Source organism: Acinetobacter sp. NPDC052428 (assembly GCF_044547685.1).
GTDB classification, from domain to species: domain Bacteria; phylum Pseudomonadota; class Gammaproteobacteria; order Pseudomonadales; family Moraxellaceae; genus Acinetobacter; species Acinetobacter lwoffii_G.
In genome coordinates, this window is sequence record NZ_JBIUAT010000012.1 from 46048 (window position 1) to 68582 (window position 22535).

Below are 22535 nucleotides of genomic sequence, written 5' to 3' on the forward strand. Positions count from 1 at the left end.
GACTCATAGCTACAGGAGTTGTCTAGGTATTTTTAGGCTTAAGTAACTTAAACAGACCGAACATGACCACGATCCAAAGCGGGATCATCAAAATAGATTCCTGGAATCCTTGCGTCCACATGATATAAAGAATCGTAAGAATAAAACCAAGAACCAGAATATTGCCCGCCGGAGACCACAGCGCAGGGAAGGAAGTCTTTTGTCCTAGCTTTTTCATGTTTTGAATAAACTTGAGATGGGTCAGCGTAATCATGGCCCAGTTCAATACCAATGCACCGACTACGATGTAAATCAGATGACTTAAAGCATCTTCAGGCACGAAGTAGTTGAGTAGCACACAGCCGAAAATCAGCGCGGCAGAGAACAATACAGCGGGAATAGGCGTACCTTGCTTATTCACTGTCATGAAGACTTTAGGTGCATTTCCTTGCTGAGCCAGACCATAGAGCATACGGCTGTTGGCATACATACCACTGTTATACACAGACAGTGCTGCTGTCAGAATAATAAAGTTCAGCAAATGCGCTGCCCAGTTAATGCCAAGCTGGCTGAAAATCATCACGAACGGACTTTTGTCCAGACCACCAAGCTCAAGCTGATTCCAAGGCACGAGTGACAACAGAATGGTCAAGGCACCGACATAGAAAATCAGAATACGGAAAACCACCTGATTAATGGCTTTCGGAATAGTTTTTTCCGGATTTTCAGCTTCTGCAGCCGCCATACCGATCAGTTCAATACCACCGAAAGCAAACATCAGGAAGGCCAGCATGTAGAACAGACCTTCAAAACCATTCGGGAAGAAACCGCCCGCGGTCCAAAGATTGCTAAAAGATGCGCCTGAAGAAGCATCAGCAGTCAGGATCAGATACAGGCCAAAGACAATCATCGAGATGACCGCAGTTACTTTAATAATAGATAGCCAGAATTCTGATTCACCGTAGAATTTCACATTGCCGAGGTTGACCAGTGTAATCACGATAAAGAAAAACAGTACCGATGCCCAGGCTGGAATATGCGGCCACCAGTAGTTGATATATTTCGCAACTGCGGTAAGTTCGGTCATGGCTACCAGGATATACAAAATCCAGTAGTTCCAACCCGCAAGGAAACCGGGAAATTTTCCCCAGTATTTATAAGCAAAATGGCTGAATGAACCTGCGACAGGTTCATGAACAATCATCTCACCCAATTGACGCATGATTAAAAATGCAATCAGGCCCCCAATGGCATAGCCTAAAATAATAGAAGGACCCGCAGATTGGATCACCTGTGCGGAACCTAAGAATAAGCCTGTGCCAATTGCACCGCCCATGGCGATCAACTGAATATGACGGTTCTTTAAGCCACGCTGAAGTTGTGAAGACTCGTTATTCAAAGTGTTCAGCCCGACAATGGAAAATGATAAGTGGCTGATTGTAATTGATCAGACTAAAGAAGCCTAGTCCATCCTAAGAATGAAATATTGTTGGAGGAATAATAAAAAATATTCATATAAATAACTGAAATAAAATATAAATGAATCAATATATTAATTTTATTGAAACTGTTACTGATGAGTTCTCTATTTTCTTGGATAAAATACAAATGCCGTTTTTTTATACTAAGGTCTGGCAGCCAAGCAGTTCTGCTTTCAACATACTATACTTTGAATATAAATATTGAATAACCTGTACGAAAACAAAGACAAGTCAAAGGATGAAATAATTCATGAGTTTTGCCGCCCAAATCAAGATTCCTGCAACCTATATGCGTGGAGGCACCAGTAAAGGTGTTTTCTTTAAGCTGGATGACCTGCCTGTAGAAGCACAACAGCCTGGCCGGATTCGTGACCAGCTTTTGCTACGCGTGATTGGTAGCCCAGATCCATATGGGAAACAGATCGACGGTATGGGTGGTGCCAGTTCCAGTACTAGTAAAACGGTCATTCTGTCAAAAAGCCTGCACGCTGATCATGATGTCGATTATTTATTTGGTCAGGTGTCAATTGACCGTCCTTTTGTAGACTGGAGCGGTAACTGCGGCAATCTGACCGCGGCAGTGGGAGCATTTGCCATTTCCAATGGTCTGGTCGATGCCGAACGTATTCCTGAAAATGGGTTATGCACGGTACGGATCTGGCAGGCCAATATCCAGAAAGCCATTATCGCGCATGTGCCGATGCAAAATGGACAGGTGCAGGAGCTGGGTGATTTCGTACTGGATGGCGTAACCTTTCCTGCAGCGGAAGTGCAGATCGAGTTTCTGGATCCAGCTGATGACGATGCTGAAGGCGGTTCAATGTTTCCAACAGGTAATCTGGTCGATACTTTGGAAGTTCCCAATATTGGCAGTTTCGAAGTGACCATGATTAATGCCGGCATTCCGACGGTATTTTTGAATGCTGGAGATCTCGGTTATAAGGGTACCGAGCTTCAGGATCATATCAATAATGACGTGGCAGCCCTGACAAAATTTGAAACGATTCGTGCCTATGCTGCGAAGCAGATGGGACTGATTCAGGATATTGCAGAAGCCGTAACCCGACAACACACGCCAAAAATTGCCTTTGTTGCACCACCGAGTAGCTATACCTCTTCAAGTGGCAAGACCGTCACTGAATCGGATACCGATATTCTGGTTCGGGCCTTGTCTATGGGTAAACTCCATCATGCCATGATGGGCACGGCTGCGGTGGCTATTGGTACAGCAGCTGCCATTCCCGGAACATTGGTGAACCGGGTCGCAGGTGGGGTAGAGCGTGAAGCGGTGCGTTTCGGTCATCCTTCCGGGACTTTGAGAGTGGGTGCACAAGCAAGTTTTGAAAATGGTGAGTGGAAAGTGACGAAAGCGATTATGAGCCGTAGTGCCCGCGTGTTGATGGAAGGCTGGGTGCGCGTACCAGAAGATGTTCTCGTTTAAATGCCGTGCATACATTTAGCTTGAATAAAACCACCGGTTCTGCGGTGGTTTTTTATGGTTTAAAATCTCTGCCTTGCTTATTTGATATTGAATAGTAAATTTCAGCAGAACAATACGATTTATGGCTGAAAATTCAAGGCATTTCTAGGTACAATGCCTGAATCAGCGTACAGGCATTTATTCGCTTGTCATTTTATTTTTCTGGACTACGTATTCGAGGCGAATGTGTCATCTATCACTGACGTATCAACCCATGCACTCACACAAGCACAACATCGCATTCAACAGGATTTATTGACCGCTCTGGAAGCCTTTGCTATTCCGGAACCTTTAAGGTCGGCAGTCCATCATGCTGTGATGCTTGGCGGTAAACGAGTACGTCCAGCGCTATGCTATGCCACCGCTGCATTAAAACCCAACCAGAATAGTGCTGCAGTGCGTCGTGCAGCGGTTGCGATCGAGTTTATTCACTGCTATTCACTGGCCCATGATGATCTGCCGTGTATGGACAATGATTTGTTGCGCCGTGGCCAGCCAACCTGTCATGTGGCTTATGGAGAAGATACAGCACTTTTGGCAGGTGATATCCTGCAGTCTATGGCTTTCGAAATCTTGGGTAGCCGTCTGTTTGATCAGGGGCCAGCGGTAGAAGCTTCCATTGTACTGAAGCAGATGCAGATTCTGGCAACCGCTTCTTCGAAAATGGTGAATGGTCAGGTTTTAGATTTACAGTCTGAAGGCAAAAAAATCGATCAGCAGGCACTGGAAACCATCCATCGCAATAAAACCGGTGCTTTGATTAGTGCCGCGATCATGATGGCGGCGGTGACAATCTTTGAAGGTACCGATCTGGCCATTCCTAAATTACGTGAGTTTGGACAGGCGATTGGTCTGGCCTTCCAGGTACAGGATGATATTCTGGATATTATTTCCGATACCGAAGTGTTGGGGAAAACAGCCGGCAAGGATGAACAGGTAGAAAAATCGACCTATCCGGCATTGATGGGTCTGGAGCAGGCCCAAGCGTATGCACAGCAGTTACATGATCAAGCCTTAACGGCACTTGCCCATTTTGAAGGTCAGGCGGAAGAGTTGATGCAAATTACCCGGTTCCTGCTTATGCGCAAAAGCTGATTGGAACATTTTTTCTTCTCAGTTATAAGAGCATTCCATAAAAAAGAGGACTTAAAGTCCTCTTTTTTAGTTGCTACACAATTATTTGCTTTCGTTGTACAGGCGTTCAGCTTCTTCAAAACGGTCGGTAATTTCTGCTGTTGGTGCTTTACCCATCAGGCTCACCACTACAATCGCCAGCATTGAACAGATAAAACCAGGAACGATTTCATACAGGCCAGTGTCAGCAAACAGGTTCTTCCAGAAAATAACCACGACTGCACCCACAATCATACCTGCCAAAGCGCCATTCAAGGTCATGCGTTTCCAGAACAGTGACAGGATAATCAGCGGACCAAAGGCGGCACCAAAACCTGCCCAGGCATAGGCCACTAGACCCAGAACTTTAGATTCAGGATTACCCGCCATCCAGATCGCCAGCAAGGCAATCAGTAGCACCATCAAACGGCCAACCCAGACCAGTTCTTTTTGTGAGGCATTTTTACGCAGGAAAGATTTATAGAAGTCTTCCGTTAGAGTACTTGAGCAGACCAATAGCTGACAGCTTAAAGTACTCATTACTGCGGCAAGAATGGCAGCAAGCACCACACCGGCAATCCATGGATTAAACAGGATTTTGGTCAGTTCCATAAATACCGTTTCAGGATTGGCATTCACTGCAGCGGCCAGTTCCGGATGCTGCTGGAAATAGGCGATCCCAAAGAAGCCGGCTGCGACTGCACCGCCAAGACATAGAATCATCCAGGTCATGCCAATACGGCGTGCATTTGGAATCGACTTCACCGAATCTGCTGCCATGAAGCGCACCAGAATATGCGGCTGGCCAAAGTAACCCAGACCCCAGGCGAGTAGGGAAATAATCGCAACAAAGCTCAGATCACCCAGAATATTCATTGCTTGAGGACGAGCAGCTTCCAGTGCCAAAGTCACCTGGGACATATCTGAAAATGCCATCAATGTCACGATTGGCGTTAGCAACAGGGCGAAGATCATCAGACCTGCCTGAATGGTATCGGTCCAGCTCACAGCCAGGAAGCCACCAATAAACACATAGCTGATGGTGGCAATCGCACTGATCCAGAGCGCAGTGCTGTAAGACATGTCAAACATGCTTTCGAACAGACGCGCACCTGCAACCATGCCGGAAGCACAGTAAATCGCAAAGAAAATCAGAATCACGAAAGCCGAAACAATACGCAGGATTTTTTTCTGGTCGTTAAAACGATTCGAGAAATAATCCGGCAGGGTCAGGGCATTGTGCTGAACTTCGGTATGCACCCTCAGACGGCCAGCAACCAGTAGCCAGTTGAGCCAGGCACCAATAATCAGACCGATGGCAATCCACATCTCAGACAGGCCGGAAAGATAAATCGCACCGGGCAGGCCCATGAGGAGCCAGCCACTCATGTCGGAAGCCCCTGCAGAAAGTGCAGTGACAAAACTCCCTAAACGTCGGCCCCCTAAGATGTAATCGGAAAAGTTGCTTGTCGCGCGATAAGCCATCAGGCCGATCACCACCATTGCGACAATATAGAAAAGAAAAGTAATTAAGGTTGGATTTAGGGAGCTCATACGGTATCCATTTTTAAGTTGGACAGTAGATCGAAACAAGGAATAAGACAGCTGCGAAAAGCTTTAATCCGAAAGCCAGGCAACATCAAATCCAGTAGATTTCAAAAATAAACGCGAAATTTAACCATAAATTCACAATTTTTGCTGAGATTTTCTTGTGCGAATAAAAATAGGCAACCCTCAGGCTGCCTATATATAAAGTGAAAAGATCAATTAGTTAGGGCGACCCATAACACCACGGATCGTATTTAACACATCGGCTGGAAGTACTACCGTCTTGGCATTTGGCGATTTGGCCATATCCTGCATGGCTTTAATATACTGTTCACCGAGTAAATAGGCGACCGGAATTTCATTATCACCAATGGCGGAAGTCACCATGTCAATTGCACGTTGTGAAGACTCAGCCAGTACCACTTGTGCTTCGGCATCACGACGTGAAGCTTCCAGACGGCCATCTGCTTCCAGAATTGCAGCCTGTTTTTCACCATCAGCTTTGGTGACGGTTGCACGACGCTGACGTTCAGCAGCGGCCTGTTCTTCCATCGCTGTTTGCATAGTGATTGAAGGTTTAATATCCTGAATTTCTACAGTTTTTAAGGTAATACCCCAGTCCGAGATATCATCGGAAATACTGGATTTCAAGCGTGCCTTGATATGGTCACGTGAAGATAGCGCATCATCCAGATCCATTTCACCGACAATTGAACGTAGTGAGGTTTGAACCAGGTTCTGAATCGCCCAGGAATAGTTTTCAATCCCGTACACGGCTTTTTCTGGTGTGGTCAGGTTGATATAGGCCACGGCATTCATCAGCAAGACCGCGTTATCACGAGTAATTACTTCCTGTGAGGGAATATCCAGAACGATATCTTTGGTCGTGACTTTATAAGCGACTTCATCCACATAAGGAATAACAAAATTCAGGCCCGGATTCAGCGTGGTGTGGTATTTACCCAAACGCTGTACGATCCATTTGTAGCCTTGCGGTACAATCCGCACACCTTTAAAAATGGTAATCGCAACAAAGGCCAGAAACGCGATAACAATGATAGAACCACCAGACATAGCTTATTCACCTTATTGATTTTGATAATTCGTGCTGTGAGGTTGTACGACCAGGTCATTACCCAGAATATCCACGACGCGAACGCGGTCTCCGACCTGAACTGGGTCCAGAGTTCGGCATTCCCATTCATCCGAACCTAAAACTGGCATCGGAAAGCGCACCCGGATTTGCCCATGATCCAGATTAGTCTGAATCACCATGCCCACCTGACCAATGGTCGCCTCACGCGACAGACCGGCTTTGGTCTTGTCAATGGAAAGTGGCTTGATAAACTTGAACCAGAGCAGCGTACATAAAACAGAAAGAACGATCCAGGTCAGGAGCTGGGTCGTTAGTCCCATCATCGGGAACATCCAGTACAGGACGCCAACCATAATGGCACCAATCCCGAACCACAGGGCAGCAAATGCGGGCAGCAGTAATTCTGACAGGATCAGAAGGATGCCTAATACAAACCAGTGCCAAGGTTCAAGAACTAATTCCATATCGTGACCTATATCGCTAAGTATTTAATTAATCATCATCTTTATATGATTGATCTTCAATGTAGCAGATGCGGCAGCAGATGAATATAAAAAATTCATGCATCAAAATTTTGCCGGACGTGGCGGTTTAAATGCCGCGGGAGACTGCTTAAAGTTGCTAATGGCTTTTTCAATAGTACGGATTTTCAGCTGAGCAGCCTTTTCACCTTCCAGAATGGTGGCATTGCTGGCTTTCAGGTCTAAAGTACCGATATGGCCGACTTTAGGTTGGATCACCACAGTGGCCTGGCTCAACTCTTCATTAATACTTTGCTGCCCCATAATGTTCAGGGTCTGATCCAGTACACCCCACATGTTCAGGGCTTTATTGCCATCTGGGCGTGCAGAAATATCCACAGCAATCACAATATCTGCCCCCATATCTTTGGCGGTCTTGACCGGAATCGGACTGACCAGACCGCCATCGACATATTTGCTTCCGCCAATCACGGCAGGCACAAACACATTCGGAATACTGCAGGACGCTCGGACCGCCTGTCCGGCATTGCCTTTAATAAAGTCAGCTTTACGGCCATTGTCTAGGCGAGTGGCAACTGCAGCAAAACGAATCGGGAATTGCTCAATCGGTTTGTTCGCTACATTCTTGTTGACGAAATCCTGCAGTTTTTGTCCGGCAATAATGCCTTGTCGGTTCAAGGTTAAATCGCGGATATCGGATTCTTTAAAGTTCAGGGCAATCTGCTGTAACTGATAAGGCGATTTGCCACTGGCATATAAGCTACCGACAAAACTGCCGGCACTGGTTCCGGTGACAATCTTAGGTTTGATGCCGTGTGATTCGAGCACTTTAATGACGCCAATATGGGCAAAACCTTTGGCACCGCCACCACCGAGGGCAATGGCGACGACAGGTTCACGGGCTTTTATTGGCGTGGCAGGCGTGGGTGTTTTAGTGGCTTTGTCACAGGCTGCAAGACTGAAACCAAGGCAGCCAATTAAGGCATAACGGGCTAATTTCATTATAAAAACTGGTGATTAAATCAACAAAATTCAGGCTATCACATCAAAAAAAGCCGTATTTGCCTAGTCTTTTTTCAAAAGCTTTTGTAACGGCTTGGCCACCCAGTCTGGATTTTTGGCCGAGAATTTACCTTGATAATGCTGATAAATCTGTTCCAGGTCGTATTCATAATCACCGGTCAGATGGTACACGCCCAGGATATGAATGGTCTTGATATCATAATCAAAAGAAAACATCACAATCGGCAAATGGGCTACCTTGGCAATATGATAAAAACCGCTGCGAATTTTATCTGGTGCCTTACGTGAACCTTCCGGTGCCATACCGACCCAGATCTGTTCTGATTTTTCAATGATGTCTACAATCTGTCGGGTATGACCTTGCGGACTATCGCGCACCACCGGAACTACACCAATCCATTCCAGAACCGGCTTCAGCGGTGTGCGGAACAGGCTGTCTTTACCGAAAATCGTAATCTGAATACCGAGACCAAGCAGGGCATTAAAACCCAGCCATGCATCAATATTGGAGGTGTGCGGGGAAATAATCGCCACAGCTTTAGGTAAGTCTGGAAATTCGCCTTCCAGACGCCAGCCTTGGGCCAAAAAAAGCTGCCTGAAAAAAGTCCGGCTCAGCTTGCTGCCGCGGGCTGGCACATGCGGCGGGAGTAGGGGGAAACGTATTTGGGCCATTGCTTCTGTCTCGTCCTGAAACTAATTTTTCTTTATTTTTTATTATATTAGACTGTTGTAAAATCCGGATCATTGGCAAAATGTATAGCATCTCAAATGCTGGTGATGCATTTTCACCTTAAGGACTTAGCCTAAATATGCGGAATACCTATATTTTACTGTTTTCGCTGTATTGGGCACAGGGGCTTCCGGTCGGGTTTATGACGCATGCCTTGCCAGTCATTCTGCGAGCTGAAGGGGTATCGCTGGCGCATATCGGGGGCTTTGGTCTGTTAATGCTGCCTTGGTCGATTAAAATATTCTGGGCACCTTTAGTTGATCGGCATGGATCGAGCGCCAAAGGTCATTACCGTAGCTGGATTATTCCCTTGCAATGGCTGTCAGTTGCTGTATTGATTGGGCTCTCATTTCTACCGATTCAGGCCTTGAATCAGCCGCTGTATTTACTGCTGTTTTTTATCACGCTTTTGTTGATGAATGGTATTGGTGCGACGCAGGATATTGCGACCGATGCACTGGCAGTCAATATTCTGAAAAATGAACAGCAACATTGGGGTAATACCTTTCAGGTGATTGGTTCTCGTCTGGGATTCATTGTCGGAGGTGGGGCCATATTATGGTTGCTCGATCTGCTGCAATGGCAAGCTACCTTTCTATTATTGGCAGCTCTGGTCTTTATTAATACTTTACCCATTTTATTTTTTAGAGAATCTCAGCATTCAAAAACTATCACGCCAGCTGATAAAGGACCTGCACTCAGCAATATAAAAACCTATTTTCAATACTTCTGGTCAGATTTAAGCTTGGCGAGGTGGCTTCTGGTTTTACTGACCTTTAAAATCGCCGATGGTTTATCCGGGCCTTTATTAAAACCTTTAATGGTAGATCTCGGACTGAGCTTTAGCCAGATTGGCCTTTATGTCACCATGCTTGGTGCATTTGCGGCACTGATTGGAGCAGGATTGGCTGGCTGGTGTCTGAAGTACTGGTCTCGCAGCTCGAGTTTGATCATTTTCTCAATTCTAAAAATATTGAGCTTAATGGCTTATGCCTGGCTCGCTACGCAGTATGAAGCTCAAAACAAAGTACAAAACTGGATGATATATCTGGTCAATGCAGCCGAAGACATGATCTCAGCTATGCTTTTGGTGGTCATGTTGACCTTAGTCATGCAATACAGTCGCAAGCATCTGGCTGGTACAGATTTCACCTTTCAGGTGGCGCTGATGGCCACGGTGAGTGGGGGACTTTATAGTCTGAGTGGCATTTTTGGAGATGCTTTAGGCTATCAAAATTATCTGAACCTCATCGTAATCGTGGCAATTTTTAGTTTAATTCCAATTTTCCGATGGATGAAAGTTGCAGAAAAAGTATAAAATTTCTAAATAATCAACTGTTTGGTTAAATGTTAGCCTAAAGTACTAGGGCGTGTCCTCATTTGAGGAATTAGTTTTAAATACTTAAACTCCTCCTTTGATTTATTTTTATTTCTATATTTTCAATGGCACGCACTCTTCTTACCGATGATATCTGGCAGCAAATTCAAGATACTATGCGATTACATGGTTGCTACTGTTCAAAGAATAGTAGAAATATTATGGAAGCAATTTTATGGAAACTGCGTACAGGCGCCACATGGCGTGATATTCCCCAAGAATTTTGTCCTTGGCAAACTGCTTATAATCGCTTTAATCGTTGGGCAAGCAAGGGATTGTGGGATAAATTTTTTTTAGATTACGAGGCGTCTTGGATCAAGAATGGGTATTCATTGACGGAAGCTACATACGCATGCATCAACATGCAAGTGGAGCTCGGCATGGTTTCGAAAGAGCAATTGGACAATCACGTGGTGGACGAACAACAAAAATACATCTTGCAACCGACGCGAATGGATTACCGATTGATTTTAAAATCACTGGGGGTGACGTCCACGACAGTCAAGTTGCAAAACAACTGATTGATGTTGTAGGCAAAGCAACTTATCTCATTGCTGACAAGGGGTATGATGCTGAGCACATTAGAATATATGCCCAGAATAAGGATATGATTCCCATTATTCCAATGAGATCAAATAGTAAAAGGTTGAATAAGGGGTTCGATAAATATCTATATAAATTAAGACATTTAGCTGAAAATGCATTTGCGAGATTAAAACATTTCCGAGCTATTGCCACCCGATTTGATAAGCTTGCACGAAATTATCAGTCTATGATTTACATTGCTTGCATGTTTATTTGGTGCAAAGCCAAATGAGGACACGCCCTAAATAGAATATATAAATATTAATTTAATAATTTTGTAATATAAGCGCCGTGTGTATTATTTGTTACAAAATAAATTAAGGATATTTTTGATGAAAACTAAGTTAGCAACAGCAATTGCATTCAGCCTTTTGGCGGGGACAACTTTTGCAGCACCAACTTTCTATGGTGAGATTGACGCCACAGTTGATTACTTACCGGAAGACAATGCTTCACCTGTGTCTGATCGTGACGTTATTGAACTGAATACTAATAATTCATTCTTGGGTTTAAAAGGTGAGGAGAAACTTACTGACCGTTTAAGTGGGCTTTATCAAGCTGAATTTACCTTCTATGTAGACAATGGTGGAAGTACAGATACATTTGTACCGCGTAATCTTTTAGTCGGTCTTAAAGATGAAAAGTTAGGTACAGTAAAACTAGGTAAAATCGATACGCCTGTAAAACAGCTTTCTTCAGTAGTTGATACTTTCAATAACTATGTTGCAAATAAAGCGGATATGGCAGGTATCTTTACCGGTGAAAACCGTATCGATAATGTTGTCGTCTATGAAGCTCCTGGCTTTGCAGTCGGTGAAGGTAAACTAAAAGCAACTGCACTATTAGCTACAGGTGAAGCCGGTGGTATTAGCTCTTCTAAAGGCGGTGCTAAAGTTGCAGGCCGTGGCTTAGGTGATGCATGGTCAGCATCTTTAGTATATGACAGCAAAGCAGTTGTTTTAGGTCTTGGTTATGATAAAGCGATTCCATCCAACTTTGCTGGTGTAGGTATCTTAAACACACAAAATGGTGAAATTGGTACAGCAAAAGCTTTGTTAGCTGCTGCTGATACAATTCGTGCGATTGGCCGAGTAAATGTAAATGATAACTTAGCCATTAAGGCGTTATTCCAAACATCTGATCTTGCAGAGGTTGAAGGTAATTCAAATGCAACTTCAGTGGCAAGTAATGGTATTGCTGTAAATGGTAATGATATTGATGATGCACAAGGCTGGCTAATTGGAGCAGAATATAAATTACCAAATGCTGATAAGTGGACAGTAAAAGGCCAATATAGTCAAAACTCTACAAGCTTTACAAAAGCCAATGTTGCAGATTTTGAAGCCCAACAAATTCTTGTGGGTGCAGACTATGCATTCTCTAAACAAGTAAAAGCATACGGTTACACGGGTCTTTTAACACTTGAACAAGGTTCAGCTGAAACTAAACAGCCAGTTGTTGGTACAGGTGTTGAATACAAATTCTAATTTAGACTTTGTAAGCTAAGAAAAGGCGATGCTTTGGCATCGCTTTTTTTATGCTTAAAACAACAAAACTTAGCAATTTTATGTCTGATCTAACGAGTTTCGGACTGTTACCATGATTGAAAGTTTCAGCATTTCGTTTTGAAAATTATGCCTATTCAAGCCGTTTTATTTGACCTCGACAATACCTTGACCCATCGTGATCTGACTGCACAGGCTTATAGCCGTTATCTGGCAGAATATTATGCGCCCGCATTGGCACAGGTCGATTCAGATAAAATTATCGAGATTGTAAGACGCATCGATAATGGCGGTTATCCTACAAAGGAATTGCTGACGCATGGCAGTATCGGGGCTTCGGCTGCTTATGCCTTATTGCAGGAGCTATCCTGGTTAAATCCTCCCAGTATAGATGAACTGGCCCAGTTCTGGTTTAGCCAGTTTGGCCGTTGCGCCGTAGAAATGCCGGCAGCAGAGCAAGTATTAACGCAGCTGAAAGATGAGGGTTATCAGCTTGCGATTGTTTCCAATGGCGGACATGACACCCGTTTAAATACGATTCGGGGTTTGGGTATTGAAACTTATTTTGATGAGATCATCAGTTCCGGGTTGGTAGGCTTTAATAAACCTCAGCCAGAAATATTCCAGATCACTGCAGAGCGTCTAGGCGTGCAGCCTGCACAGTGCCTGTATATTGGCGACCATCCAATTAATGATGTACAAGGAGCTACAGAGGCCGGAATGCATGCATTATGGATGCAAGGTTTCCATCCAGATGCTGAACATATTCAGCATAAAATTCAGCAACTGCCGGAAATTTTTGCGCATTTGCAGTTACTGAATCAGGCTTAAGTTATTCTTAAACAGTCAATCGTTTCGGCCCATTGCGCAGAATCACAGCGCGGACATTGCTGATCGGCGTGCGTAAGGGTTTGCACCTGCCCACAGTAAATACAGGCATATAATTGCCCCGCCTTAACCTGTTGCACTATAGAACAGCTTTTAGGAAAAAGTGGCAGCCCAGGCCGAACCTCATCCGATTTGAAAAACAGGATACTGAACTTACCGTCAGTTTCCAGTAAACCGGTGCGTACCTGACCGAGATGTTCTACACCTTGCTGGCGCATTTCGGCAAAGAATTCATCATGTGACATTTTACCTTTTTTAATTTCTTCAACGACCAGCACGCCATCTTCTACGATATAAATCGGTTTACCTTCCAGTAGGTCTTCAAACCACTGATATTTCATCATGAGCCAGGTGGTCAGGCGGTACATGATAATAATCACCGACATCACCAGAACTGCCTGAATCAGGGGAATATCTTCAGTAAACATCGGGTCGCCGGCAATCGAACCCAAGCTCAAAATGATAGCGACTTCGAAGATAGAAAGTTGACGTACCCCACGTTTTCCGGTCAGACGCAAAAACAGGATAATCATCGTGTACATCAGGGCACAACGCAGCAAAATTTCTGCGGTAAACTCCCAGGTGGTGTCATTTATAAATATGGTCGCCCAGTCCATTTAAATTCTTTATCCTCATTTTTCTCTTTGGCTCGAGTCTAGCAATATCGGTATTTTATTTGCTGCTGTGTTTATGTAAGTTTATGAATAAAGATAGATTCTATTTAAAAAAGAAGCTTGAGCTTAAAAATACAGCTATTTAATTTATTCAGAATAAGATAGAGATTTCATGTAAATAATGCATAAAAAATCAGCAGATTAAATTTGAAGGAGATCACATTCTTTGCTGTCTATTTTTAAATCTATAAATTTTTTATCCATTTGAAATTTATCAATATATATTCTGAATAATGTGTTTTGAATAATTAGGAGTGTTTAGAAATTTGTAAGCAAATCACTTCATCTTTATAAAAATCTGTAGTTTGTGGCCTGAAAAATAGAGTGATTACACTACTTTAATAAACTGTTTTTAAATTAGAAATTGTGATTTTGACTTCCAACAAGGGATGTATTGTGAAAAAAATATTCACGCTTTTAACGGTTATGGGTTTAAGTACAGCGGTCTGGGCAGATGCGGATTGGGATTATACTCAGCCTGAGCAATGGTCGACTTTGAGCCAGAAATATTCGGCCTGTAATGGTCTGAACCAGTCACCAATCAATATTGAGCGAACAGTGAAAGCAGAACTGGAGCCGCTCAAGTTCAGCTATAACACCATGATTCATGCGATCGAAAATAAAGGTCATACTGTTCAGGTGGATTTTGCGCAAGGTGGTGAATTGCAGCTGGATGGCGATACCTTTGTACTGAAGCAGTTTCATTTGCATAGCCCGAGTGAAAATCTGATCAAGGATAAAAGCTATCCACTGGAAATCCATTTTGTCCATGCCAATGCCAAAGGTGAGCTGGCTGTCGTGGGGATGATGTTCGAGCAGGGTGCAGAAAGCCAGATGCTCAAACGCATGTGGAACCGTTTGCCAAAAAAGCAGGGTGAGAAAGTGGTTTTAAAGACCCCACAACCTGTGAATGCAATGTTGCCTAAGAATCTGGATTATTACCGCTTTAGCGGCTCGCTGACCACACCGCCGTGTTCGGAAGGAGTACGCTGGCTGATCCTGAAAGATATTCAGCAGGCTTCTGCCAAGCAGATTTCGGAATTTGCCAAACTGATGGGACACCCAAATAACCGTCCGTTGCAGTCATTGAATGGCCGTGTAGTGCTGGAATAATCAATATGAGAGCGAAAAAGCAGACTTTGGTCTGCTTTTTTTAATTCTGATACAAATTTAGAAAGGGCACACGGAAAAGGACTTTGTGACGAAAGCTGAAAGATTTAATATGGATCTTATTTCCTCTTTGACCTTCTCCTGCCATGCTCTTCGACTTAAAAACCATGATTCAGCCATTCACAGCGCTTTCGCCACAGCAGAAGAAGCTGGATCATCTGATTGATAAAATCGAGCAACAGAAACAGGAATTACAACAATGGCAACAGGCTGAAGAAGAGCTGCAACAATATACCCATAAAACGTTTATGCCGATCTATCATGAATTACATGGCGTACTGTTCAAGCAGCTGGAACAGCTCTGGAAGCACCTGCAGGAAACCACATTTTCCAAGGCAGAACTGGTGGTGCTGGATGAAAAGATTCAATACCTTGCAAATTATCTAAAAGACTCTCAGGCAATGTCGGTGCAACAAGCTCATAAAGTGAATGAAATCTTCACTTACTATCAGCAACGTGCCGAACATGCCCAATTCAGAAAAAGCCAAAAGAAAGTAAATGAACTGGAAACATTTTTTAAGAATGAGCATCCCTCAGATCTTGCAGATGTAGAAGTATTTGAAGAATGGGAATCAGATCATTTTCAGCAGGCACGTGAGCAGGCCAGATTAAAACGCCAGCAGGAAAAACAGGAACAGGCAGCAGCGATGGCAGAGCAGTCATTGAAAACCGTTTATTTAAAAATTGCTGCCATCATTCACCCTGACCGTGAAGTGAATGATGTCAAAAAAATCAAGAAAACTGAATTATTACAACGTGCCAATGAGGCTTATGCAGAGCAGGATCTGTTTACGTTACTGAGAATGCAACTGCAGATTGAACAAGATCAGGATGTTTCAAAAAAAGGTTTAAGTGCGGAGCAACTCAAGTTTTATCAACTGGCTTTAGATGCACAAAGTCGGAAATTACAAGATCAGATTGATGCCTTGATCAATAGATTGGTCTGGTCATCGAAAACCAGAATTGCCGTGAAAAAGGCGAAAGGCAAGGTCCAGATTGCTGATCTGTATAAGCAGATTGATGAAGATACTTTAGCCATCAAACAGCAGATTAAAGTGGAAAAAGAACGCCTGATGTATATCAAAAAGGTGAGCGGCTTGGAGATGTTTTTAAGGCATGGGATGCTTTAATCTCTTATTCGTATAGTCATTCTAGATTTAATAATGAAAGTTCCCTCTCCTAGTAGGAGAGGGAAAATAACAATGAAAATAGATCCTCAATTATTAGAATTCGCCAAATCTATGCGCCATACCGCCACCGATGCTGAATATCTCATGTGGCAAGTTTTACGTGCCAAGCGTTTTATAAATCTTAAATTCCGTCGTCAGCATGTAATTGCACCGTATATTGTGGATTTTTACTGCCATGACATTGGTTTAGTGATTGAGTTGGATGGTGGTCAGCATGGAACGGATGATGCAAAAGAATATGATGTTGAACGGACTAAGTTTTTAGAGGCTTTGGGTTTAAAATTGGTGCGTTATTGGAGTCATGATGTGTTGGGAAAGACGGATGTGGTTTTGGAGGATTTGTGGCAGGTGTGTACTGAGCTAAAACTAAAAAATGTAAAAGTTCCCTCTCCCTCGGGGAGAGGGCTAGGGTGAGGGAAGAATTTATAATGAAAGAAATTTAAAAGCACCTCTCCCTGACCCTCTCCTAAAAGGAGAGGGAACGCCATTGTGAAATTCATGCAGGCATTAATTCAAATGACGCTCCCTCTCCCTATGGGAGAGGGCTGGGGTGAGGGTTACATACTTGCCATAATTTTTTGAACTAATGCCATTTTTTGTTCACGTGTCAGCAGATTTATATCTTTTTCTTCAATAAACTCATCTAATGCCGCGACTTGCTTTCCTTTCATATCTTTATAACCGGCAAATTCCTGATAAAAACGATTTAGGTCACACATTTTTACAGTAGCTTTTCCTTTAGGAGTATGAGCTCTTAAGAAATAATGGTCAGGATAATCACAATGATTTGCAGGTACTCGCTCAATATGATTTTCATATGTATCATAGAAAGGGTGAATGATTTTAAAACGACCACTTGTGCTCGGATAGGAAGGTTGTGAGCAGGCTCTATCGCCATCTACATGAGGATTTTTGTCACCTTTTTCTCCATTGCAATCAGGACAGATGACTATTAAATTCTTTGGTTCAAATAAGAATTGAGGAAATAAGGATTTTGGTAAAATGTGCTCTACTTGCCAATGTAATCCATGAGTTGAAAAAATATACTGTTTACAATAAAAGCAAGTAAGTTTTTGATCAGATAGATAGTGAGCACGAACTAGAGATCTAAAAGCTTTCATATTTTTATTTGTCGTATCATTCCAAAGTTGATAATTTTTTTTGTCATAGTTATCAATAAACTTTTGAAGTTCACTAGGTATTAGACACACTTGCATTTTAACCTCTATAGCTCTCAACAAGGTTAAAAAGAATTCGTACCTTATCCTCTTGGTCTATTTTATTTTGATTAATTAAGTTTTTTATATGTTCTATTAAATCTAAAGACTCTTTGTCTAATTCGGTTATTTCTTGGTTATTTAATTGGTTTAATATTAAAATCAATTTTCTAATTAAATATTCGTTATTGTTGCCAGGAAAGTTGAAAACCTCAGAAAGTTGGAAGTCTGATGATCTATTGATTGTATCGCTTGAATTAATTAAATTATTTTTTGATAGATCTAATATGAAGCTTTCATTGTCTAGATTTGATATGAGTAACGGAGAATGAGTAGCAATGAAGAAATGGCAACCCTTGTAATCTTTTGATAATAATTGAATAAGTTCAATAATCTGTTTTTGCCATTCAGGATGTAGATTAATCTCAGGTTCATCAATACATATTAAAGCATTATCTTCTAAGGCATAAATCAATGATAGACCAATTGAGAGAACTGATATTTGCCCAGAACTTAAATCCCTATAAAATAATTCATATGAATGATCTTTTAAAGCAAACCTAATCTTGGATATATTTAAAATTCCACAACGCATTAGTTCATAGCATGCTGGATAGTCAATTAGTTCATCTAAATAAATCGTTTTATTTTGAAAGGATTGAATATCATTAAATATCTTTTTTATCTGGATTGCTGTTTTTTCAGTTGTTGAAAGGCTTTGTTGCACAAACCTATCTGTAAAGGCTTTTTCAGCGATATAATTTTCAAATGAAGAAGCCTACACACAAAATCTACCGCACAACCAATTGGCCCGCATATAACCGAGCACTCATGAGTCGCGGAAATATTGCCATTTGGTTTGATCCTGCTACGCAATGGTATGCGCCATCAAAAGGCAAACAAGGGCGAAATCAAACCTACTCCGACAGCCATCCAATGCTGCTTAATGATTAAATCCTTATTCCGTCTGTCTTTACGTATGGTCACTGGCTTTGTGCAAAGTCTGATTAAGCTTTGCGGATTAAATTGGATAGCTCCAGATTACACCACGCTTTGTAGAAGACAAAAGCATATTGATATTGCAATCAGCTACCAAAAAAGTAGCGATGGGCTGCATCTACTCATGGACTCTACAGGCATGAAGTTTCTAGGTGAGGGCGAATGGAAACGCAAGAAACATGGACCTGAATATCGTCGCCAATGGCGTAAACTTCATATTGGTATAGATGCTAAAACCCTACAAATACGAGCAGTTCAGCTTACAACCAATGGTGCTTGGTGATTTACTTGATCAGATTCCACAAGATGAGCGGATTGACTCTGTTTATACCGATGGAGCTTATGACACCAAGCAATGCCGTCAGGTCATTGCAGATCGCCAAGCGTATGCAGTGATTCCACCTAGAAAAAATGCGAAACCATGGAAAGATACAAAGAGTAGCTCGCTAGAACGAAATGAATTACTTCGAACAGTTAAACGTTTAGGCAGGACACTATGGAAAAAATGGTCAGGCTATCATCGGCGAAGTTGGTTGAAACTAAGATGCACTGCATTAAATTATTAGGAGATAAACTCAGCGCAAGGAGTTTTGATAGCCAAGTGAATGAAATTCATGCACGTGTAGCAGTCCTCAACAGATTTACGGAATCAGGTCGACCATTTACCCAAGTTACGCCTTAAATTTGGCTCAATTAGGGGCGCTTTGCATTTCAAATCTTTGTGCAACAAAGCCCTTTGAAAGCGTAAAACTTTCATTGAGAACAACAATGGGTATAGACAGGGACAGTACGAGTTGAGGTGAAACAATAATATTAGTTGTTTTTTAGTTGAACCTTTTTTTGTCAATCGAATTGTTTTTAGTTCAAACATGATGAAGTTTATGAATTAAAATTTAATTCAACATATCATATTTATCTAATTAAAGGATAGTACTTTAACTTATTGAAATCAGGTGAGTGCAAGGGATATATGAAGTTATTGTTTGGTATACTTCGCTTAACATAATCAATATTATACGAAATCAGTGTGTTAGAAACCATTTAAAGTGTCTATATTCTCACCAATAAAAATGTCTAGTTTATGATGGTTTTTACCATCATGGACTGGATATAAATTAGAGATGTTGATCACTATGTCTGACAAGGAAATTCAACGTCTTGCAGTTCTGCAAGACGTTCGAGATCATCGTATTATCCAGGTCCGTGCTGCTGAAATCCTGAATCTTTCCACTCGTCAAATTACCCGGTTATTGCAGAAACTCAATCAAGACGGTGTTTCAGGTCTGGCACATGCTAGTCGTGGTCAACCTGGCCATCATCGCCATGATGAGTTATTAAAATCAAAATGTCTTTCCATTATTTCTGAACATCTGCTGGGCTTTGGACCTACCTTGGCGCATGAGAAGCTCAGCAGCATGTTTGACCTGAATATCCCGGTAGAAACGGTTCGGCGCTGGATGATGGCCAATGACCTCTGGATTCCGCGATCCAAGCGCCTTAAACGTCCATATCAGCCACGTTATAACCGGGATTGCTTCGGTGAGCTGATCCAGATTGATGGCTCATATCATGACTGGTTCGAAGGACGCGCTGCTAAGTGCTGTTTATTGGTGTATATCGATGATACCACTGGAAAGCTGTTGCATCTACGCTTCTGTGAGGCGGAAACCACCTTCGACTATATGCTTTCAACCCGAGCCTACATTGAACAATACGGCAAACCTCTGGCCTTTTATAGCGACAAACATTCGGTATTCAGAGTTAATCAGAAATCCAGGAAAGACAGCCAGATCACGCAATTTGGGCGGATTCTGAACGAGTTAAATATTGATATTATCTTTGCCAACTCACCACAGGCTAAAGGTCGCGTAGAACGCGCGAATAGAACCCTTCAAGACCGTTTGATCAAGGAGATGCGTCTGGAAGGCATCAGTTCAATTGCCGAAGCCAATGCATGGCTACCCTGCTTCATTGAGCACTTCAATCAGAAGTTTGCCAAGTGTGCGAGAAACTCGAAGAATTTACATCGATCTTTAACGGAATCTGATGCTGAGCTGGAGGATATATTCACTTGGCAGGAACCGCGTAACGTCACGAAGAACCTAACCATCACCTATGACAAGTGTATTTATCTGCTTGAACCGACAGAGCTGAATCATAAGCTTGTTGGGCAATACATTTCATTTCTGGAGTACCCGGATGGCACTGTGGCCCTCATGCATGAAGGACGGAAGATCAACTATAGCGTCTTCAATAAACTGGCTGGACTACAGCAGAATGAAGTGGTTGAGAATAAAAGATTAGGCTCAGTTCTGGCGCATATCCAGCAACAACATGAAGAGTTGGAGAAACAGAATAAACGTTCCCGTCTCAAGAAAAGTATGCCGAGTCGTAAAGCTCAGAAAGCTGTTATTGAACAAAGAAATTTAAATCCTGTGCTTGACTCTTGTGGTTAAAAACAGGACATTTTAAATGGTTTATCACATAGACATTTTAATTGGTGAATAACACAAAATGTAAGCCCCAAGTAGAACTGTTCTCGATAAATAATGAGCTAATTAACAGTACAAATTCGGCTCACAATATGAGTCGAATTTGTGCTATATTTAACTCATCTTAGATTTTAGATGAGAGAGATTGAAAATGCAGAAATGGATTTGGCAAGCAGAAAACTGGACAAATTTCACATGGCAGGATTCAACTATCTTACCTAAAACCAGACAGATACATCAAAAAATAGGAATTCTTCTTGGACAAAGTCAGCATGATTTAGCGAAAGAACAATTCACTCTAGATACTCTACTTGCCAATCTCGTTGCTTCATCAGCAATTGAAAATGAAACCCTCAATGTTTTTTCATTGCGATCATCTTTAGCCCAACGCTTGGGTGTCACTCTTGAACAGCCTTATCCAAGCTCAGATCGATCAGAAGGTTTAGCCAATATCATGCTGGATGCGCTGAACGATGTTAAGCAACCACTGACTGTTGAGCGCCTCATGCAATGGCATCGTTGGCTTTTCAATGACCCCGACTGGACAATGCAACGTTTACGCATTGGTCAACTGAGGGGATCAGAGCCTATGCAGGTCGTTTCAGGTCGATTGGATTACCCTAAAGTACATTTTGAAGCACCGCCAAGAGAAGGCTTAGAAGAACGCTTACATACCTTCATAGCGTGGTTTAATCAGAGTCTGAATGATTCATTGCTTGATCCTCTGTTACGTGCAGGCATTACCCATTTATGGTTTGTTACCCTACATCCTTTTGATGATGGTAATGGCCGTATTACACGTACACTTACAGACCTTGCTCTAGCTCAAATGGATGAGCAAAGTATCCGTTTGTATGCAATGTCTACTGCGATATTAAATAAACGTAAAAGTTACTATGAGATATTAGAACAAACTCAAAAAAATGATTCTGATATCACAGATTGGCTGATTTGGTTTCTAGACACGTTGAATGAAAGCCTTGAAAAAACCTTAGCGCAGATCAGTCGAACATTGTTTAAAAGTCAATTTTGGCATAAATATTCAAATTTAGCCCTGGGTGAAGAACAACGTAAAGTTCTACATCGTTTATTAGACGGTGGCGAAAATGGCTTTGAACATGGTATTAGTGCTTCGCAATATCAAAAGGTTGCTAAAGTCAGTAAGGCAACGGCTACTCGCCACTTATCAGACTTACTTGAGAAAGAATGTATCGTTAAATTAGAAGGTGGTGGACGTAATACACGCTATCAGATCAATACCCAGTTATAGATATTCTAAGCAATAAAAAACCCCGGCATCCTGCCGGGGTTTTTCGTATTGGTTCGCTCGGTATAACTCCTGTCCTACCTTACAGTCCTTGTGCTTATCTATTGTTATTCTTATATGGAACTTCCTGTTCCCGATGAGTTCATAATAGTAAAATTCCAGTCATTCCGGATAGCAGCAAAGGGCCGAGATTGATGTGAGCCAAAACGTACAAAATAGCCTAAATTTTATCCACAAA

The 22535-nt window shown here is 42.3% G+C and carries 20 protein-coding genes and 1 pseudogene; 12 read left to right on the top strand and 9 right to left on the bottom strand.

Features of this window, described 5'->3' with window-relative positions; genetic code table 11:
• Positions 1 to 22: 22 nt before the first annotated feature.
• On the bottom strand, positions 23 to 1378 hold the full coding sequence (locus tag ACIG3F_RS08675; protein WP_004279373.1) for an amino acid permease: 1356 nt from the start codon (positions 1376 to 1378) through the stop codon (positions 23 to 25).
• A 332-nt stretch (positions 1379 to 1710) separates the two neighbouring features.
• On the opposite strand from ACIG3F_RS08675, the gene prpF reads away from it, so the two are divergent.
• Positions 1711 to 2901 (top strand): 2-methylaconitate cis-trans isomerase PrpF, encoded by a 1191-nt coding sequence (gene prpF, locus ACIG3F_RS08680; protein ID WP_396469845.1) that lies wholly within the window; start codon positions 1711 to 1713, stop codon positions 2899 to 2901.
• A gap of 225 nt (positions 2902 to 3126) precedes the next feature.
• Positions 3127 to 4035, top strand: a complete 909-nt coding sequence (locus ACIG3F_RS08685; RefSeq protein WP_396469846.1) for a polyprenyl synthetase family protein — start codon at positions 3127 to 3129, stop codon at positions 4033 to 4035.
• Between the two features lie 81 nt (positions 4036 to 4116).
• On the opposite strand, the gene putP is transcribed toward ACIG3F_RS08685, so the two are convergent.
• From putP to ACIG3F_RS08710, 5 genes are all read right to left on the bottom strand, one after another.
• Positions 4117 to 5607 carry a sodium/proline symporter PutP gene (gene putP, locus ACIG3F_RS08690; protein WP_044111220.1) on the bottom strand — a complete coding sequence of 497 codons (1491 nt, stop codon included), beginning with the start codon at positions 5605 to 5607 and terminating at the stop codon, positions 4117 to 4119.
• Between the two features lie 213 nt (positions 5608 to 5820).
• The gene (locus ACIG3F_RS08695) at positions 5821 to 6675 is read right to left on the bottom strand and encodes an SPFH domain-containing protein (protein ID WP_004279377.1); all 855 of its coding nucleotides are present in this window, start codon (positions 6673 to 6675) and stop codon (positions 5821 to 5823) included.
• A gap of 12 nt (positions 6676 to 6687) precedes the next feature.
• Positions 6688 to 7161: an NfeD family protein gene (locus tag ACIG3F_RS08700; protein WP_005104688.1), complete on the bottom strand. Its 474-nt coding sequence runs from the start codon at positions 7159 to 7161 to the stop codon at positions 6688 to 6690.
• A gap of 102 nt (positions 7162 to 7263) precedes the next feature.
• Positions 7264 to 8181, bottom strand: a complete 918-nt coding sequence (locus ACIG3F_RS08705) for a patatin-like phospholipase family protein (protein WP_396469847.1) — start codon at positions 8179 to 8181, stop codon at positions 7264 to 7266.
• Between the two features lie 63 nt (positions 8182 to 8244).
• Positions 8245 to 8874 (bottom strand): 1-acyl-sn-glycerol-3-phosphate acyltransferase, encoded by a 630-nt coding sequence (locus ACIG3F_RS08710; protein WP_004730353.1) that lies wholly within the window; start codon positions 8872 to 8874, stop codon positions 8245 to 8247.
• Positions 8875 to 9011: 137 nt separating this feature from the next.
• Between ACIG3F_RS08710 and ACIG3F_RS08715 the strand changes: the two genes are divergently transcribed.
• The 4 genes from ACIG3F_RS08715 (at position 9012) to ACIG3F_RS08730 (ending at position 13231) form a co-directional block, all read left to right on the top strand.
• On the top strand, positions 9012 to 10250 hold the full coding sequence (locus ACIG3F_RS08715) for an MFS transporter (RefSeq protein ID WP_396469848.1): 1239 nt from the start codon (positions 9012 to 9014) through the stop codon (positions 10248 to 10250).
• Between the two features lie 125 nt (positions 10251 to 10375).
• Positions 10376 to 11127 (top strand): IS5 family transposase gene (locus tag ACIG3F_RS08720; RefSeq protein ID WP_396469849.1). Its coding sequence is split into 2 segments (ribosomal slippage): positions 10376 to 10610 and positions 10610 to 11127, totalling 753 coding nucleotides; the frame shifts between segments, so codons are not numbered across the junction.
• 100 nt (positions 11128 to 11227) lie between these two features.
• Positions 11228 to 12382, top strand: a complete 1155-nt coding sequence (locus ACIG3F_RS08725; protein WP_004279382.1) for a porin — start codon at positions 11228 to 11230, stop codon at positions 12380 to 12382.
• A gap of 147 nt (positions 12383 to 12529) precedes the next feature.
• On the top strand, positions 12530 to 13231 hold the full coding sequence (locus ACIG3F_RS08730) for an HAD family hydrolase (RefSeq protein WP_396469850.1): 702 nt from the start codon (positions 12530 to 12532) through the stop codon (positions 13229 to 13231).
• Here the strand turns inward: ACIG3F_RS08730 and ACIG3F_RS08735 are convergent.
• Positions 13228 to 13905 (bottom strand): DUF421 domain-containing protein, encoded by a 678-nt coding sequence (locus ACIG3F_RS08735; RefSeq protein ID WP_005104681.1) that lies wholly within the window; start codon positions 13903 to 13905, stop codon positions 13228 to 13230. The genes ACIG3F_RS08730 and ACIG3F_RS08735 overlap by 4 nt on opposite strands.
• A gap of 483 nt (positions 13906 to 14388) precedes the next feature.
• Here ACIG3F_RS08735 and ACIG3F_RS08740 point away from each other — a divergent pair, with 483 nt between their 5' ends.
• The 3 genes from ACIG3F_RS08740 to ACIG3F_RS08750 all read left to right on the top strand — a co-directional run bounded on the left by ACIG3F_RS08740 (position 14389) and on the right by ACIG3F_RS08750 (position 16736).
• Positions 14389 to 15075 carry a carbonic anhydrase gene (locus ACIG3F_RS08740; RefSeq protein WP_396469854.1) on the top strand — a complete coding sequence of 229 codons (687 nt, stop codon included), beginning with the start codon at positions 14389 to 14391 and terminating at the stop codon, positions 15073 to 15075.
• A 143-nt stretch (positions 15076 to 15218) separates the two neighbouring features.
• Positions 15219 to 16262, top strand: a complete 1044-nt coding sequence (locus ACIG3F_RS08745; protein WP_396469851.1) for a molecular chaperone DnaJ — start codon at positions 15219 to 15221, stop codon at positions 16260 to 16262.
• Between the two features lie 72 nt (positions 16263 to 16334).
• A complete protein-coding gene (locus tag ACIG3F_RS08750; RefSeq protein ID WP_253148049.1) occupies positions 16335 to 16736 on the top strand; it encodes an endonuclease domain-containing protein in 402 nt (133 codons plus the stop codon).
• Between the two features lie 143 nt (positions 16737 to 16879).
• Here the strand turns inward: ACIG3F_RS08750 and ACIG3F_RS08755 are convergent, their stop codons facing one another.
• Together ACIG3F_RS08755 and ACIG3F_RS08760 are read right to left on the bottom strand one after the other, a co-directional pair.
• Positions 16880 to 17539 (bottom strand): HNH endonuclease, encoded by a 660-nt coding sequence (locus ACIG3F_RS08755; protein ID WP_159516412.1) that lies wholly within the window; start codon positions 17537 to 17539, stop codon positions 16880 to 16882.
• Between the two features lies 1 nt (position 17540).
• Positions 17541 to 18266 carry an AAA family ATPase gene (locus ACIG3F_RS08760; RefSeq protein ID WP_396469852.1) on the bottom strand — a complete coding sequence of 242 codons (726 nt, stop codon included), beginning with the start codon at positions 18264 to 18266 and terminating at the stop codon, positions 17541 to 17543.
• A gap of 41 nt (positions 18267 to 18307) precedes the next feature.
• Between ACIG3F_RS08760 and ACIG3F_RS08765 the strand changes: the two are divergent.
• The 3 genes and pseudogenes from ACIG3F_RS08765 to ACIG3F_RS08775 all read left to right on the top strand — a co-directional run bounded on the left by ACIG3F_RS08765 (position 18308) and on the right by ACIG3F_RS08775 (position 22300).
• Positions 18308 to 19220: pseudogene (locus ACIG3F_RS08765) on the top strand (IS5 family transposase).
• Between the two features lie 439 nt (positions 19221 to 19659).
• On the top strand, positions 19660 to 20994 hold the full coding sequence (locus tag ACIG3F_RS08770) for an ISNCY family transposase (RefSeq protein ID WP_253175609.1): 1335 nt from the start codon (positions 19660 to 19662) through the stop codon (positions 20992 to 20994).
• Positions 20995 to 21181: 187 nt separating this feature from the next.
• Entirely contained in the window at positions 21182 to 22300 is a 1119-nt protein-coding gene (locus ACIG3F_RS08775; RefSeq protein WP_180087649.1) for a Fic family protein, read from the top strand.
• Positions 22301 to 22535: the final 235 nt, after the last annotated feature.

Bases quoted from the DNA above. Each gene is read 5' to 3' on its own strand.
- ACIG3F_RS08725 (WP_004279382.1), top strand. From the start codon at position 11,228: ATGAAAACTAAGTTAGCAACAGCAATTGCATTCAGCCTTTTGGCGGGG.
- prpF (WP_396469845.1), top strand. From the start codon at position 1,711: ATGAGTTTTGCCGCCCAAATCAAGATTCCTGCAACCTATATGCGTGGA.
- ACIG3F_RS08755 (WP_159516412.1), bottom strand. From the start codon at position 17,539: ATGCAAGTGTGTCTAATACCTAGTGAACTTCAAAAGTTTATTGATAAC.
- putP (WP_044111220.1), bottom strand. From the start codon at position 5,607: ATGAGCTCCCTAAATCCAACCTTAATTACTTTTCTTTTCTATATTGTC.
- ACIG3F_RS08705 (WP_396469847.1), bottom strand. From the start codon at position 8,181: ATGAAATTAGCCCGTTATGCCTTAATTGGCTGCCTTGGTTTCAGTCTT.
- ACIG3F_RS08735 (WP_005104681.1), bottom strand. From the start codon at position 13,905: ATGGACTGGGCGACCATATTTATAAATGACACCACCTGGGAGTTTACC.
- ACIG3F_RS08775 (WP_180087649.1), top strand. From the start codon at position 21,182: ATGCAGAAATGGATTTGGCAAGCAGAAAACTGGACAAATTTCACATGG.
- ACIG3F_RS08700 (WP_005104688.1), bottom strand. From the start codon at position 7,161: ATGGAATTAGTTCTTGAACCTTGGCACTGGTTTGTATTAGGCATCCTT.
- ACIG3F_RS08750 (WP_253148049.1), top strand. From the start codon at position 16,335: ATGAAAATAGATCCTCAATTATTAGAATTCGCCAAATCTATGCGCCAT.
- ACIG3F_RS08710 (WP_004730353.1), bottom strand. From the start codon at position 8,874: ATGGCCCAAATACGTTTCCCCCTACTCCCGCCGCATGTGCCAGCCCGC.
- ACIG3F_RS08740 (WP_396469854.1), top strand. From the start codon at position 14,389: ATGGGTTTAAGTACAGCGGTCTGGGCAGATGCGGATTGGGATTATACT.
- ACIG3F_RS08770 (WP_253175609.1), top strand. From the start codon at position 19,660: ATGTTGATCACTATGTCTGACAAGGAAATTCAACGTCTTGCAGTTCTG.
- ACIG3F_RS08730 (WP_396469850.1), top strand. From the start codon at position 12,530: ATGCCTATTCAAGCCGTTTTATTTGACCTCGACAATACCTTGACCCAT.
- ACIG3F_RS08715 (WP_396469848.1), top strand. From the start codon at position 9,012: ATGCGGAATACCTATATTTTACTGTTTTCGCTGTATTGGGCACAGGGG.
- ACIG3F_RS08745 (WP_396469851.1), top strand. From the start codon at position 15,219: ATGCTCTTCGACTTAAAAACCATGATTCAGCCATTCACAGCGCTTTCG.
- ACIG3F_RS08695 (WP_004279377.1), bottom strand. From the start codon at position 6,675: ATGTCTGGTGGTTCTATCATTGTTATCGCGTTTCTGGCCTTTGTTGCG.